The sequence below is a fragment of the Acidithrix sp. C25 genome, from assembly GCF_904848545.2.
On the sequence record NZ_CAJHCI020000002.1, the window covers coordinates 151,579 to 166,662 of the forward strand.

General features: G+C 48.6%; 14 protein-coding genes. 1 reads left to right on the forward strand and 13 read right to left on the reverse strand.

Translation table 11 applies throughout. From position 1 onward, the window contains the following. The first annotated feature begins 1,934 nt into the window (after positions 1–1,934). The gene (gene glpX, locus ACIDITHRIX25_RS93925) at positions 1,935–2,930 is read left to right on the forward strand and encodes a class II fructose-bisphosphatase (RefSeq protein WP_052605538.1); all 996 of its coding nucleotides are present in this window, start codon (positions 1,935–1,937) and stop codon (positions 2,928–2,930) included. Here glpX and ACIDITHRIX25_RS93930 read toward each other — a convergent pair. The 13 genes from ACIDITHRIX25_RS93930 to glyA form a co-directional block, all read right to left on the reverse strand. After that, positions 2,882–3,880, reverse strand: coding sequence for a 2'-5' RNA ligase family protein (locus ACIDITHRIX25_RS93930; RefSeq protein ID WP_201733032.1), 999 nt, complete (start codon positions 3,878–3,880; stop codon positions 2,882–2,884). The genes glpX and ACIDITHRIX25_RS93930 overlap by 49 nt on opposite strands. 121 nt (positions 3,881–4,001) lie before the next feature. After that, positions 4,002–4,418, reverse strand: coding sequence for an ATP synthase F1 subunit epsilon (gene atpC / locus ACIDITHRIX25_RS93935; protein WP_052605540.1), 417 nt, complete (start codon positions 4,416–4,418; stop codon positions 4,002–4,004). Between the two features lie 2 nt (positions 4,419–4,420). After that, complete coding sequence (gene atpD, locus ACIDITHRIX25_RS93940) at positions 4,421–5,875, reverse strand: F0F1 ATP synthase subunit beta (protein ID WP_213333437.1); 1,455 nt, start codon at positions 5,873–5,875, stop codon at positions 4,421–4,423. A 96-nt stretch (positions 5,876–5,971) separates the two neighbouring features. After that, positions 5,972–6,880: an ATP synthase F1 subunit gamma gene (gene atpG / locus ACIDITHRIX25_RS93945; protein ID WP_201733033.1), complete on the reverse strand. Its 909-nt coding sequence runs from the start codon at positions 6,878–6,880 to the stop codon at positions 5,972–5,974. A 2-nt stretch (positions 6,881–6,882) separates the two neighbouring features. Then, positions 6,883–8,421, reverse strand: a complete 1,539-nt coding sequence (gene atpA / locus ACIDITHRIX25_RS93950; RefSeq protein ID WP_052605542.1) for a F0F1 ATP synthase subunit alpha — start codon at positions 8,419–8,421, stop codon at positions 6,883–6,885. Between the two features lie 16 nt (positions 8,422–8,437). Continuing rightward, positions 8,438–9,322: an ATP synthase F1 subunit delta gene (gene atpH, locus ACIDITHRIX25_RS93955; RefSeq protein WP_201733034.1), complete on the reverse strand. Its 885-nt coding sequence runs from the start codon at positions 9,320–9,322 to the stop codon at positions 8,438–8,440. Further along, the gene (gene atpF / locus ACIDITHRIX25_RS93960) at positions 9,319–9,849 is read right to left on the reverse strand and encodes a F0F1 ATP synthase subunit B (RefSeq protein ID WP_052605544.1); all 531 of its coding nucleotides are present in this window, start codon (positions 9,847–9,849) and stop codon (positions 9,319–9,321) included. The genes atpH and atpF overlap by 4 nt, the downstream gene beginning before the upstream one ends. Then, positions 9,850–10,119 carry an ATP synthase F0 subunit C gene (gene atpE, locus ACIDITHRIX25_RS93965; protein ID WP_082058616.1) on the reverse strand — a complete coding sequence of 90 codons (270 nt, stop codon included), beginning with the start codon at positions 10,117–10,119 and terminating at the stop codon, positions 9,850–9,852. 344 nt (positions 10,120–10,463) lie between these two features. Then, the gene (atpB, locus tag ACIDITHRIX25_RS93970) at positions 10,464–11,231 is read right to left on the reverse strand and encodes a F0F1 ATP synthase subunit A (protein ID WP_052605545.1); all 768 of its coding nucleotides are present in this window, start codon (positions 11,229–11,231) and stop codon (positions 10,464–10,466) included. Between the two features lies 1 nt (position 11,232). Beyond that, positions 11,233–11,664 (reverse strand): Cg1360 family ATP-synthase-associated protein, encoded by a 432-nt coding sequence (locus tag ACIDITHRIX25_RS93975; protein ID WP_082058617.1) that lies wholly within the window; start codon positions 11,662–11,664, stop codon positions 11,233–11,235. A gap of 117 nt (positions 11,665–11,781) precedes the next feature. Then, positions 11,782–12,276, reverse strand: coding sequence for an AtpZ/AtpI family protein (locus ACIDITHRIX25_RS93980; protein WP_052605547.1), 495 nt, complete (start codon positions 12,274–12,276; stop codon positions 11,782–11,784). A 134-nt stretch (positions 12,277–12,410) separates the two neighbouring features. Continuing rightward, positions 12,411–13,589, reverse strand: coding sequence for a glycosyltransferase family 4 protein (locus tag ACIDITHRIX25_RS93985; RefSeq protein ID WP_052605548.1), 1,179 nt, complete (start codon positions 13,587–13,589; stop codon positions 12,411–12,413). A gap of 101 nt (positions 13,590–13,690) precedes the next feature. Continuing rightward, entirely contained in the window at positions 13,691–14,998 is a 1,308-nt protein-coding gene (gene glyA / locus ACIDITHRIX25_RS93990) for a serine hydroxymethyltransferase (protein WP_052605549.1), read from the reverse strand. Positions 14,999–15,084: the final 86 nt, after the last annotated feature.

The following is a 15,084-nucleotide window of genomic DNA, read 5'->3' on the forward strand; positions in this document are numbered from 1 at the left end:
CCGTATTGGAACGGGTGGTCCTTGTCCTCATTGTGACGAACCAGTTGCCCACGTCGATCTCGATAACTAACCTTCCATAGTTAAATCCAGAGCTCCATCAAAGTTCCCGTAGGTATTTTGATGTACCCAGCATTTCAAGTCAACTATCACCACAAATGCTTCTGTTGTGATTGTGGATTTGTTTGTTACAAAGTTGGTGGTAGTGAGAGATGTCCTAAATAGTAAAGAACCAGCCATATTTTAAAGATTTAATCTAAACAACCAGTTCGCCAGACAGCTCAAATTCCATCAAATATCGTGCTTTTAGGGGTATTGACATCCGTCTCTGCTACGCTAATGCGTACCCAAGAGAACCGATTGGTTCTGCGATAATGGAGTCTCCATTAAACCCGGGGCGTATCAAAAAATAAAGAATCTTTTGTTTAATTGGTAGTAGTGACGGGCTGTGGATCCTGTTGACCAAGAGTAACTAATGATAAATCGATGGGTGAAAGCCATAGCTTTGGGTTAGCCCGCATTCTTGGTCCACAAATCCATAGCCCCTTTGCAGCCTTTAGGCTTTGGCGATCTCAAAGTGTCATCGCTTTAGCCAAAGGCCATGCCTAGGCCATAACAATGTGGATGTGAATCGTTATGGCCAAAGCAGCCAAAGCAGCCAAAGCAGCCGGAGAGAATATCTTACTTTTGTCTCTGAGTCACCTCTAGATTATCAACTAGTGGTCCATGACCTCTAAAGATTGAGGAATACCGATCCACAACCATATTCGCCACTACCATATTCGCCACAGCGACCCTCACCTTTGAGGCTTTGGGCCAAGAGCTTCACGTAGATATCTGAGGATCTCACAATTGCGCTGGTGTCGGTCGATTCCTGAGGAATCCAAAGCTATAGGGCTAGCTATAGCACTACCGCCAGATTCCCATCGATTCTAAGGCCCATTAATGAATCAGGATTATCTCCACAAGGACTCAACTCTCAGTAGGCCCCGTAGCCCAGTCATTATCGATTATCAAGACAATGTCGACAAGTTCAGCTTTATGGAGTAGTTCAATTTCGCTTAGATGGATTGAAACTATCCAATTGGCAAGCTCAAAAGGAGCGCCAAACAACTGAATCTAACCGAAATTTAGAGATCCCAAAGGGATCTCTAAATAACCACCAAATCTCTCATGGCGCATCGTTATAATCGAAGTTGAGTGGGGTCACTAACTCAAACGTGCTGGGGCCATTGTGGTCGAGCGTTTCCATGCCCTTCAGCATTTGATGACTCCTCCGTGGTTTTGAATGTTCCACAGACCAGTCTTACTGGAGCGTGGGTCAATTTAATGTTGCTGATCCTGGGTCAATTTAATTCCTCTGTTTACAAAGACCGCATCGGGCGCCAAATGACCACAAACCCTGCGGAGAAAAAGAAGCCAGCCCGCCATTGGCGTGAACGAGATGAAAACTGTCCAAACAACAACGAAGCGATCACATCTCAAAGAAGATGGACGCTTCGATACATAACTCCCCGTTCGCTCGGGAGACCTGACACGTTTTCTAACCGGTTCTAACCGAGTCCTAGTCCACCAAAGCTATCACGGGTATATTAACTCCAAAGAATTGGTAGCTATATGATCGGGTTCCGAAAGGGGCCTTCATAAGGCTTGAGCCTAGTGCGATGAAAGTTGCCCGCTGGGTTCTTAGTAGGCACGGCTCAGCAATGAGTCGTGCCTACCGGACTCGGTGGCGTCATACCCATCCCGTTCTTGAGCCGGCCCCAAAAGCACTGCGATGAAGTGCCAAGGAGTCAGGGGCAAGTAATTGCAAAAGCTAAATAAGTAGCAGAAAGCTACTGGCAAAACTCTCGGTCAATGCGATTAACGTACTAAGCCAAGGGCGATGACTAGTCATTAAATACATAGTCAGCCCAAATTTGGTGTATCTTTTTGACATGGAAATCCAAGTTCAGTCCCTAGATAGAAACCTCGCCCTTGAATTAGTCCGAGTTACAGAATCCGCCGCAATTGCCGCCTCAAGATGGATGGGTCGCGGCGACAAAAACGGAGCCGACGGAGCAGCCGTAGAGGCTATGAGAGCGGCGCTTCGCACAATTGCCATGGATGGCGTGGTAATCATTGGTGAAGGAGAAAAAGACGAAGCTCCGATGCTTTTCAATGGCGAACACATCGGCGACGGAAGTGCTCCCAGGGTAGACATTGCAGTAGATCCAATAGAAGGCACCACACCAACCTCTTTGGGGCGAGAAAATGCACTAAGTGTAATTGCCCTCTCCGAGGAGGGGACAATGTTCGATCCAGGACCCTGCGTCTATATGGAAAAGATAGCAGTGGGGCCTGAGGCCAAAGGACGCATCAGCTTAGATCTCACAGCGACCGAAAACATTCGCGAAGTAGCTAAAGCGAAAGGGATTCCAATACGTGAAGTAACGGTGCTGATATTAGATCGACCCCGCCATCAAAACCTCATTGAAGAGATCCGAATCGCGGGCGCCAGAATTCACCTAATAAGCGACGGAGACGTCGCCGCTTCAATCTCTGCAGCCTGGGAGAACTCAGGAGCCGACATTCTAATAGGAATAGGTGGAACCCCTGAAGGAGTAGTTTCTGCGGCAGCGCTAAAGAGCATGGGCGGAGAGATCCAGGGGCGACTATGGCCACGCAATGAATTTGAAAAACAACAAGCGATAGATGCAGGTTACGTCATAAACAAGATACTGACCACAGATGACCTTGTCAGAAGTGAAAACTGCTTCTTCGCGGCCACTGGAATCACAAATGGCGAGTTGCTAAGAGGTGTTCGATTCACACCAGGTGGAGCAATCACACAATCGATAGTAATGCGCTCTAAGTCCGGTACTGTAAGACAGATTGAGAGCCATCATAAATTAGCCAAATTGAGAGAGTATGCAGCTATCCCTGACCTGTAACTTCCTAGTAAAGCTGGGTCACACTCCACACCACCGCGACCTCGAAAGATGCTAGCAACTACCTCAGCTTCGTAGTACTTACAATCAAAAAACCCCACTAGAGCTCGAGCGCCTGATTGACGACTAAATAGGATCAGTTGATCGAACAGTCCGGCGCTCAAGCCAAAACCGCGCTCGTTTTCCACCACATAGATCCCATCGACCACCATTAGCGCCCCGCTCGAATACCCAGTGATAAACCCCACCGGTCGCTCTCGACTAAAGGCCACCAGGCTATGGCCACGACCTCTATGTAGGCCACTTACAAGTAAGTCAAAGCCGTAACTTGAAAAGGTCATACCAAAGCGCCCTCCATCAAAGAGATCATCCAACCACGCCCCGCTCGAACCAAGGCGCAAGTAGGTAAGCGGTTGGCCACCTTGTGACCCTCTAGTCACACCACCAAAAGAGATGTCACAATAGCTACTCCAGGAACCCTTGGAATTTTGGACGAACAATGAGAGCATCTCAGCCATAAATAGCGACCGATATCCGCTTAGGTGAACCTTGGCAAGTTCGATCAACTCCAAAGAACAAAAGTCGTAGAGAGTTACGTGTGGGACATAGTCAAAGGATCGTGGTGACGAATCGAATCCGCTATGGACCACTTCCGCAAAGTCAAACAGAATTGGATCGGGATCGACTTCCAAGAAGAGAACATTCTTCTCGCCACGAAAACAACCACTCCCACCAATGCGAATAGCAAACGGTTCGTAATCGGAAAGCATTCGCCCCAGATCGATCAAAAGAGCCGAGATCTCGCTCTTAGAAAAAGAAGAGGGAGAGGCAATAGTGATATGGGGCTCCATGACCCCAGCTCCAGGATTACCCAATGCCCTTGAGATTCCCAAGATCTGTTCCCTTTGACTCTCTGGAATTCTAAAGACTAAGCCAATTCGCCTCCTTGCCACAACTTGCCTCCTTAAAAAAGAAAAGTGTGTGACTTGTCTTGCGATCAAATCGCAAGACAAGTCACACACATGAAACTATAATCGACCAACAAGCTAGTGCAAAAGAGCCGCCTTCGAAAAGCTAAGCGACGTAAGTGGAGTGAGCCAGCGTCGAAGAGACGGAGATCCTCACATGAGCCCGACGTAGCGAAGCCTCCAACACAGAGTCATTTGTATGACTCCCTGCCGCCTCGGCCTTCGCCAATGCCGCCTTGGCACGCTCTAAATCAATCTCGTTAGCGAGTTCCGCTACGTCGGCCAAGACACGCACCTCGTTACGAGCTACACTAACAAAGCCACCGTGAACCGCGGCATAAAGTGTAGGCTCGCCATCGCGTTCGATCTTGACAACACAGATATCTACAGTACCAATGAAAGGCGCATGATTAGCCAAAAAGGCTATATCTCCCTCGCCTGACCGCAAGGAGACCGAAGTTCCTTGCCCCTCGTAAAGGGGACGCTCAGGAGTGAGCAGATGTACCTGAAACGACGGTGCCATAATTAATTCCCTTGAAGCGTCTTGGCTTTAGCAAGGACACCTTCGACATCACCGACGTTGAGAAATGCTTGCTCTGGAATATCATCTAGCTCGCCACTGACAAGGGCCTCAAACGACTCAATCGTATCTTTAATCGGCACATATATCCCCTTGAGACCGGTGAAGACCTCACCAACAAAGAATGGCTGAGACAAAAAGCGCTGGATCTTCCTAGCTCGAGTAACTGTTATACGATCGTCTTCGGACAACTCATCCATTCCCAAAATGGCAATGATATCTTGAAGCTCCTTAGAACGTTGAAGAACCTCTTGAACTCGAGTGGCGATCTTGTAGTGACGATCCCCCACGATATGTGGCGCAAGAATGTTCGAAGTAGAAGCCAGGGGATCTACAGCTGGGTAGATACCCATCGACGCAATGCTTCGAGAAAGCTCTGTAGTGGCATCAAGGTGAGTAAATGTTGTAAACGGCGCTGGGTCGGTATAGTCGTCCGCGGGGACATAGACTGCCTGCAACGAGGTGATCGAACGACCTTTGGTCGAAGTGATCCGCTCTTGCAATTCACCCATCTCATCTGCCAAGGTTGGCTGATAACCTACCGCTGATGGCATGCGTCCCAATAGAGTCGAGACCTCGGAACCAGCTTGGACAAACCGAAAGATGTTGTCGATAAACAAAAGAACGTCCTGGTTCTTTACATCACGGAAGTATTCCGCCATCGTAAGCGCCGACAGGGCAACGCGCAGACGTACGCCCGGAGGCTCGTCCATCTGTCCATAGACAAGCGCTGCCTTTTCAATAACTCCAGATTCCTGCATCTCGATCCAAAGATCGGTGCCCTCGCGAGTTCTCTCACCGACACCAGCAAAGACCGAAACACCGCCGTGTTGTTGAGCAACTCGATTGATCATCTCCATAATCAAAACAGTCTTACCGACACCGGCTCCTCCGAAGAGGCCAATCTTACCACCCTCAACGTATGGCTCCAGAAGGTCAATGACCTTAATTCCGGTCTCAAACATCTTGGCCCTTGGCTCTAACTGATCAAAGTCAGGAGCCGAGCGGTGGATCTCCCAGCGATCCTCAATATTCTCGACATCAGCTGCATCTAAGACATCACCAATCACGTTGAAAACGTGACCCAATACACCGTCGCCAACAGGCACCGAGATACCTCGACCAGTATTTCGAACTATAGCTCCACGCTTTAGTCCATCTGTCTGCTTTAAACAGACACAACGAACTCGACCATCTCCGATCTGCTGGGCCACCTCCCCTGTAACAGTTACGGTTACGCCATCCAACACGAGGTCTACCTCGACAGCCGTATTGATCTCCGGAATTGAATCCGGTGGAAACTCAACGTCAATAACGGGACCTACAATAGCGACAACACGGCCATCTTCTAAATTTCTATGACCAGTACCGTCGTGTTCATCTTGAGCAACAATTGTCACTACATTCTCCTAAAAACCATGCCCACCGATGAGCGCCAAAATTGGAAATCCTCTAAAAAACAAATGCGATGACTCTAAGCCGCCACCGTAGAAGGGCTAATCGACATCTAAGGCTTCGCTATCAGATGACCTAAGTGCCTCGGCGCCACCGACTATCTCCATTATCTCAGTTGTGATCGCGTCCTGGCGAGCCCGGTTCATAATACGAGTGTACTTTTTAACCAGCTCCTCGGCGTTCTCTGTAGCAGACTTCATAGCTCGCTGCTTATACGCATACTCCGAAGCCGAGGCCTCTAAAAGATAAGCGAAGATCTTCTCTTCTATAAACAGCGCCATAAGGGGATCGATAATCTCCTCTGGAGCTGGTTCGACCTCAAAGGATAGAGAAGAATCCCCTCCACCTGATGCTACAAGTGTGGCTGGATCGATAGGCAGAAGCGGAATTACCTCCATCTTCTGCGATCCAGCCGAATAAAAGCGAGTAGTGACGATATCCACGCTCGTTACAGCACCAGAATCGAACAAGTCAAGAACCGCCTTTGCAACCGTACGAGCATGCTCGTAAGTTGGGCGCTCAGAGACTCCAAGCAAAGCAAGATCCAAATCGATATTGCGGTAGCCAAAGAAGTTGATTCCCTTTTTACCTACGCAAAGGATACGATATTGCTCCCCTATCCCCTTGGCGCTAAGGAGCTTTCGCTCTACAAAACGCAACGGGGCAGAGTTAAAAGAACCACAAAGTCCACGGTCAGAGGTAACAACCAAAAGACCACGGGCACCAACCTTGGGATCACCTAGGTACTTACTCTTTGGAAGACCAGCAGATGAAGCGAATTGCTCTATGACGCTACTCATTGAGACAAAATAAGGTCGCGCATCATTGATACGACCCATCGCCTTCACGATTCGCGAAGCAGCAATAAGTTCCATGGCTTTTGTAATCTTTTTAGTTGCTTGAACGCTCTTTATACGCCTGCGTAATATCCGTTCTTGTCCGCCGGCCACTGTTAAGCCTCCCCGCCTGCCATCGCGTTGGTAGCATCAAAGCCAGCCTTGAATCGATCGATCAATTCACCCATGGCTTTGGTGTCTGGAAGCGAACCCTTAGTTCGAATCTCTTCCATAAAGGCAGCACCATTGGCGTTGAAGAATTCAACCAACTCCTCGATGAACTTCGAAACCGCTTCAACAGGAACGTCATCAACCCTTCCAGAAGTACCAGCAAAGATAGCTAAGACTTGCTCTTCTACCGAAACAGGTGCATTCTGAGGTTGCTTGAGGATCTGAGTAAGACGATAACCTCGATCGAGCTGAGCTTGGGAGACCTTATCTAGTTCAGAACCAAATGCGGCAAAAGCCTCCAATTCGCGAAATTGAGCGAGATCCAACTTTAGCGTTCCCGAGACAGAGCGCATAGCTTTGATTTGAGCTGCTCCACCAACACGTGAGACCGAAATACCTACGTTGATAGCTGGACGCACGCCAGAATAAAAGAGATCGCTATCTAGATAGACCTGACCATCGGTGATGGAGATCACGTTGGTTGGAATATAGGCCGAGACGTCTCCAGCCTTGGTCTCAATGATTGGCAGCGCGGTCAAAGACCCACCTCCACGAGCATCGGAAAGCTTTGCAGCTCTCTCTAGCAATCTAGAGTGAAGATAAAAGACGTCTCCAGGATAGGCCTCACGACCTGGTGGACGACGCAGCAGAAGTGAAAGCTGACGATATGCCTCAGCTTGCTTTGAAAGATCATCATAGACAATGAGCGAATGCTCGCCATTTTCCATCCAGTGCTGGCCCATTGCGCAACCTGCATAAGGAGCCAAAAACTTATATGGAGCCCCATCAGAGGCAGAAGCGTTTACAACCACCGTGTAATCCATCGCTCCATGCTCTTCGAGGGTTGCGACTGCAGATGCTACAGTTGAATTCTTCTGGCCCACGGCGACATAAATGCACTTTACGCCTTGGCCCTTTTGGTTGATAATCGTGTCAAGCGCAACTGATGTCTTACCAGTCTTGCGGTCCCCAATAATAAGTTCTCTCTGGCCTCGCCCGATAGGCGTCATCGCGTCGATAGCCTTAATACCAGTTTGCAGAGGTTCCGTAACCGGCTGACGATCTACTATACCGGGAGCTTGGACCTCAAGACGCCTCGATGTATCACTCTCGATCTGGCCCTTACCATCAATTGGAACACCAAGTGCATTCACGACTCGACCCAGCAAACCATCGCCAACTGGGACTGAAAGAATACGTCCAGTGGCGCGTACGATCTGGCCCTCGTCGATACCTTCGCCAGTTCCTAAGATAACTGCGCCAATGGTATCTTCGTCCAAGTTAAGTGCTAAGCCCAGTGTCTGGTTCTCAAACTCCAAAAGTTCGTTAACGCCGACCTGTGGCAGCCCTGAAATTCGAGCAATACCATCAAAAATCTCAAGTATACGGCCGACCATCTCGCCGGTAGCATTGGGAGCATACCCTTGGAGACGCGCCCGCAATACCTCAGCAATCTGGTCTGCACTAATTGACAACTCCGTCATTGGTTGCCTTCCGATCCTATCTAGTGGCAGTCGCCATTTGCATGCGACCCTTAAGTTGTTCTAACCTGTGGCGAATACTTCCGTCGTAAATGGTGTCGCCAACGACAGCCACTACTCCGCCTACGACACTTTCGTCGACGACCTCGCGTACCTCAATAGCCGCGCCACTGAGTCTCGAGAGGGCCGATGTCACGAGCGAAAGCTGCTGATCATCTAGAGCTTTAGCGACTCTCACATGCGCAATCTTTGTATTTCGAAGATGCGCCGCAATCGTAATGATCTTATCCAAAACGTCCACGATATCCCGAATACGCCCTGCGGACGCACAGAATCTCATTATCTCTATGAACTTCTGTGACGTGTCATCGCTTCCATGTCCAAGTAGATCATCAACAATTCCTACCCGCTGGGACGCGTTTGTTCCAATCCCAGAGAGAGCTCGACGCAACTTCGGATTTGCTTCTACTAAATTTCTAAAGTCGAAGATCATCTCTTCGGCTGCGCCAATCGCACCTGGCCCATCCATGGACTCCAAAAGGGCCCTTCCATAAGCCCTAACCCGGCTCGTAGTAGTAAGGGCCCCAGTTGCAGCTTCTAGGGGCTCACCTAAAACTTGACCTAACATAATGAGAGCTTCGACGACCTTACCTGGCTCCTCTATTTCAAAGGAAGCCCTGGCAACCGCTATGGCGAATTCTGACAAACTATCTGAAAAGAGGTCGGCAATAATTTCGCCCCGAACTTCACTTGTGATAGATGGGTCAGAGACAATCTCTCGAAGCTCGGCATTTTCATGAACGAAGTCAGCCAGAACCACGACCTGGTGGTCGAGGTTGCTAACTCCGCCTCGCTGCGCCAGGTACTTTACGCCCTGGGCATATCCTCGAAGCTGTTCTCTCAAGACTGTGTCGCCTCAATCTCACTCAAAAACTGATCGATCAACGCACTAGCGGCGCCGCGATCGAGTTCTACTTGGATAACCTTCTCGGCGATATCAAAGGCTAAAGTTGCCATTTCAGCGCGAATTTCGCCTACGACTCGATCCCTTTCGATTCGAAGAGCCTCGTCATTTCGAAGCCGAAGCTCACGAGCCTCATCTTCGGCACGAGCCAGAAGGTCGCGACGCAAAACTTCTGCGGTCTTTCGAGCCTCCTCAATTATGCGCGTCGCCTCTTTCTTGGACTCATTCAGCTGCTCTTTGTACTCCATCAGGAGACGTTCCGCCTCGGTGCGAGTAGCAGTAGCACTGTCTAGGTCCCCTTGAATCTTGGCAGTGCGATTAGCCATCATCGCCTTTACCGGAGGATACGCGTACTTAGCCAGCAATACAAAAAGTAAGCCGAAAGAAAGTACTGAATATATGATCTCGTTTGTTGCCGGCAAAATTGGGTTGAAAGATTGCGTGGCTGCAAAGATTGTGGGGGTCATTTAGCCGGTGTACTTCAAAAGAATAAAGACAACGAAACCGATGAGGGCGAGCGCCTCTGTAAGTGCGAAACCAACGAATGCAAGGCTACGTACTGGGCCTGCGGTCTCAGGTTGACGAGAGATCGCAGAGACAGCTTGACCGAAGATCAAACCAATACCAATACCAGGTCCTAGCGCTGCAAGACCATAGGCTAAACCTGATCCGAGCTCAGCCAGACCTTTACGCAGATTTACATTCTGCGTGATGGCGGCGTTTATCGCCAAAACCATGTGAAACAACCGAATACCTCCTAAACGGGAACTTCCCGTAAATTTACGAACGAGTGTAAAGAATAGAATCTTTTAACACTATTTCCTACGTTTGACCATAGGACAACTTAGATTTTCAATAGGCAACCTATAGATATAGCATTTCCCATTGAATCTCAACACTTTGAAAAGCGACTTCATCGCTAATGTCACATTTTCTGATTCAAAGTAGAATCAAAGTTCACCTTTGGTGGATCAAATGTGTCTTGGACCCAGCCACCTCCTTACAATTTAAATTTAATTGAGCTCTCAATTTATTTCCATACACTTTCGAGCTCAACTGCGAAACAACTTCTTCCTTTTGCCTAGTGCGAACCTGCTAAAGAGTCACCAATGTAAACAGCAGTCAGGGTTGTAAAGATAAAAGCCTGTAGCAAAGCTACAAAGATCTCATAACCGGTAAGCGCAGTCAACATGGCAAATGGAAGAGGCAGAAGTATAAGGCCGATACCTTTAACAAAAAGAGCTTCTGAGAGCACTGTAAAGGTGATCAGCAAGAGGTGGCCAGCCAACATATTACCGAACAAACGAATTGCCAGAGCAAATGGTCGAACGATAAAAGTTGAAAGAATTTCAATCGGAACCAAAATTATCAAAACGCCTGCAGGAACGCCGGGAGGGACGATAGCGTCCTTGAAGTATTTTAAACCCCGCTTTTTAACTCCGACGACGATAAAGGTCGCATAGACCGCCAATGCCAGCGGTGCCGGAACTGCCATTCGTGCAGTCGCAGGCATTTGAAAAAATGGAATCACTTCAAAGACATTGCATAAAAAGATGAAGAAAAAGAGAGCAGTCAAAAAAGGAGACCAATTGAGTCCTTCTGGACCCATCGCATCTAGCGCAATCGACTTATCTATAAAGTCGACAGAGGCTTCAATTAGATTTTGGACGCCAGTTGGCACCATCTTTTTTTGGCGGCCAGCGATCCAAAAGAGCGATAGCGTAATTAGCGCCGCCAAAACCGTAATCAACCCGACCTTGTTGAATGCGAACGAGCTGCCCCCAAAGAAAAGAGGCTTCCAGTTCAACACCTCCCCAATCGGTGGGAAATTTATCGCGGAATATTGCAAGCTATTTCGTCTCCTTCTTGGATGGGAAGATTCCTGAATAGGCCATTCGACCCGAGACCCTTCGAGCCTCCAAGCCTGAAACAACCAGGTGTAGCGCAATCATGCTAATGCCAAAGATCCTAAGATTCAACCATTTTGCGTTATGCGCTAAAACAACAAACAAAGTTAGGGCTAACAAAATCACAAAGAAGCTGCCCAAAGCAACTACCATGGCGGCAATCGGTGAATTCTCAGAGGCACGACCTATAAATAGACCGGTCAGGGCAAAGTTCAATGTAACGACCCCAACGCCAATCAATGCTGAGACAAAACCGTCAAAACCACCGATCAAGGTGCCGATCACAATGACCAATACCCCAAGCGGAATCGCAATCCTAACCATGTGGCGGCTCATCATCGCCTCTATTGCATTGCTGCGCTGCCTGTTAGCCAATCTAACTTTCCGTCCTTAGATCCGTAGAGATCCCCTTTGGAACCTCTTATTTTTGATCAACGTTATTTAGGTCGCGCAAAGCTTGCCGATACCTAAAAGATAAGAAGTTGACCTAAATCACTTGCTCGTACCGTCAGAATTTGTCTTACTCAAATCAACTCCACCGTCGAGCACCTTTGCTGCGTCAAGGACATCGTCAGAGAGCGTCAAATCTGCACTCAAAAGTGATCTCCGGCTCAAATCCAACGTTGAAGAGTCGGAATCGAACCGAGAGACAATGCTAGCCGACGATGGTCGCTTTAGTCCAATTTGATTCGGAGTGATTCCTGTAAGACCGTAATAGATGCGCAAAATAACGCCGATGGACCCAAAAAGAAGGCCAAAGATAGAAAAAATTGGAAGGGTATGGAGTTCGTGATCAACAAAAAACCCTATGCCAAAGAGGATTATGGGGATAAAGGTGATCTCTATCGCCGAGGTAAAGATATCCCCCCGTTCACTTGAAGGGGCCTGCGAGATAGGCGAGTTAGACGAAGGAGTCGCTGGGTTCTTTTTTTTACCTATCAACATCTTCGCAAATCGCGATGGCAAAGGAGCCTTTTGGTCAGACACTCTATCCTATCCGTTCTAGACAAACGACCATAAAGTCTAACCGCAACAGCCGCTTTGGTAATCATTTAGTTACCTGTTTGTTTCATGAAAATCAATGCAAGGCACCTTTTAACCTCAAGAAAACGCTGAATCATTTATCGCCGAAAATGATTACCTCTAACTCGCCCCTGATTTAACCTCGAGAATCGAGATAGAAATAACTTCACACGGGGGAACGGTTTCGCCAGCGTTCGCGATCTTATAGCTGGCTGAAAGAGTGTATACAACATGATACCCAATGCAGCTAGAAGTACAGGAATGAGCGCATTACCTCTATTGGTAAAGAGCGGGATAAGGACCATTCCAGAGAGAACGACCGTCCATGCCCACAGAATCAAAACACTCCTACGATGACCATGGCCCATCTGTAAAAGGCGATGATGAAGGTGTGCCTTATCTGGAGTGGAGACGCTCATACGTTTGGCGGTTCTACGTATAATCGCAAATACCATATCCGTCATTGGAACACCAAGGATTACAAATGGTATAAATAACGGAGCGAAGAAGAAGAAGGTCTCTCCCGAGACGTCGCTGGTACGACCTCCTACGACTGAGGTTGATGCCGCCATCAACAGTCCTAAAAAAAGCGCTCCAGTGTCGCCCATAAAGATCTTGGCCGGATGAAAGTTATGAGGTAAAAAGCCGACGCACACGGCGGCAACTATAACCGCGATCAATGGTCCTATCGAATTAGATGAGAGAGATCCGAGTTGCACCAATTTATAGGCGTAGATAAAAAAGGAGAACGAGGCTATCCCCACGATACCAGAGGCCAAGCCATCGAGGCCGTCGATAAGATTGACTGCATTAGCCATAGCAACGACCCAAAGAGCTGTAAGAAGCGGGACAAACGATGGAGCTAAAACTACCACTCCAGCAAAAGGCACCCGAAAGTAAAACATCGTTGCCCCAAAGAAGGTCAACAGACTCGCGGACAGGACTTGACCTGCAACTTTAGCCGGAGCAGAGACATCCTTTAGATCGTCAATCAGCCCTACGCCAGCCATAACTAACGCCGCCAAGACTACACCCAAAGCCTCACTAGAGCCGTGAAATATTAGCGAAAATCCACCCATGAAATAGGCGACTGCCATGGCAACTATAAATCCGCCAACCATGGCCAAACCACCCACTGTGGCAGTGGGATGCTCATGGACCATTCGTGCGTCCGGAAGGACTACCGCTCCAATTCGATTTGCATAGCGCCTAACCACAAAGGTTAACAAATAAGTAGTAACCGCTGCGACCAAAAATACCACAACGTAATTACTCATCCCAAGAACGCATCAATTCTTCGATGGAGGCGCCGCACCTTCGCCACATAAGATCAGCGTCCTCTTGCACAAATCCTACCCTTTTTAAAAACCCAAATTCCTCAAGCAAAAGGAGGGGGTGGAAATTTGGAACAAAGAATTCCGACCTCTTCACGGATCGACTGTAGGTACTTCTCGTCATCGCGATGGCGTAGACTTCGTCCAATTAGAGTTGCCACCAACTTCATCTCGTCGGCTCCCATACCAGTCGTCGTCATGGCAGGAGTTCCAAATCGCAAACCACTGGTAATAAATGGCGAACGTGTATCATATGGAATCTGATTTCGATTACAGGTAATTCCCGCTAGATCCAGCGCTTCTTGTGCTTCTTTGCCGGATAGATTTGGGTCGAACCGGGTCAAGTCAACCAAGATCAAATGGGTATCAGTACCACCAGATACAATGCGAAATCCCTCTTGCTCTAAGGCACTAGCCAATACTTTCGCATTTAGCACGACATTCTGCTGATAGGTTTGGAACTGCGGGAGGGAAGCCTCCTGGAATGCCACCGCCTTAGCGGCAATCGCGTGCTCAAGTGGTCCACCTTGAAGGCCCGGGAAGACGGCCTTATCGATCGCTTGGGCAAACTGAGAGGTACAAACAATCGCACCGCCACGTGGACCCCGCAAGGTCTTATGGGTCGTGAAGGTCATCACATCAGCGCCCTTGTTCGCACCACCTTCGGAAGATCCAAGTGGATTAGGATAGACACCTCCAGCTATCAGACCTGCTACGTGGGCTGCATCAAAGAGTACTGTCGCCCCAATCGAATCGGCTATAGCTCGCACAGGTTCGACATCAATAATCCTGGGATAGGCGGTAGCCCCAACGACTATCAAACTCGGACGATGAGTTCTAGCGGCCTCTTCCATCTGTTCTAGGTCAATTCGCTCACCGCTATCACCGTCAGCCGCGCTGACCCCATAAGAGACAAATCTGTAATACTGACCAGAGAAGTTCACTGGAGAACCATGAGTCAGGTGTCCGCCTTGGTCAAGCCTCATGGCTAACACTGTGGCTCCTGGCTTTAGAAGAGCCAGATATGCTGCCGCATTAGCGTTGGCCCCGGCATGTGGTTGTACATTCGCGTGCTCGGCGCCAAAAAGCGCCTTGAGCCTATTTCGAGCTAGGTCTTCCACGCGATCGATATAGATATTGCCGCCGTAGTATCGCTTCGAAGGATATCCCTCGGCATACTTATTTGTCAGAATTGAACCGGTCGCCTCTAAGACCGCCTTCGAAGTGAAGTTCTCAGAAGCAATTAGCTGAAGCGTACCCGATTGTCGCTGCATTTCGAGGCCAAGAATTTCAGATAATTCGGGATCAGAGTCCGTGATCGTTGGGTATAGATCTTCAACACCTAAATTCATAACTCAACCGCCGATCTTAAATAGTTATAGCTCTACTCTACCCGAACCAATTGAGGTTTTAACTTCTCTAGAGGCCAAACTAAAAG

What these genes read in the sequence shown, in the direction of transcription:
- glpX (WP_052605538.1), top strand. Translation starts at nt 1,935, where the DNA reads ATGGAAATCCAAGTTCAGTCCCTAGATAGAAACCTCGCCCTTGAATTA.
- atpC (WP_052605540.1), bottom strand. Translation starts at nt 4,418, where the DNA reads ATGGCACCGTCGTTTCAGGTACATCTGCTCACTCCTGAGCGTCCCCTT.
- atpA (WP_052605542.1), bottom strand. Translation starts at nt 8,421, where the DNA reads ATGACGGAGTTGTCAATTAGTGCAGACCAGATTGCTGAGGTATTGCGG.
- atpF (WP_052605544.1), bottom strand. Translation starts at nt 9,849, where the DNA reads ATGACCCCCACAATCTTTGCAGCCACGCAATCTTTCAACCCAATTTTG.
- atpE (WP_082058616.1), bottom strand. Translation starts at nt 10,119, where the DNA reads ATGGTTTTGGCGATAAACGCCGCCATCACGCAGAATGTAAATCTGCGT.
- ACIDITHRIX25_RS93985 (WP_052605548.1), bottom strand. Translation starts at nt 13,589, where the DNA reads ATGAGTAATTACGTTGTGGTATTTTTGGTCGCAGCGGTTACTACTTAT.
- glyA (WP_052605549.1), bottom strand. Translation starts at nt 14,998, where the DNA reads ATGAATTTAGGTGTTGAAGATCTATACCCAACGATCACGGACTCTGAT.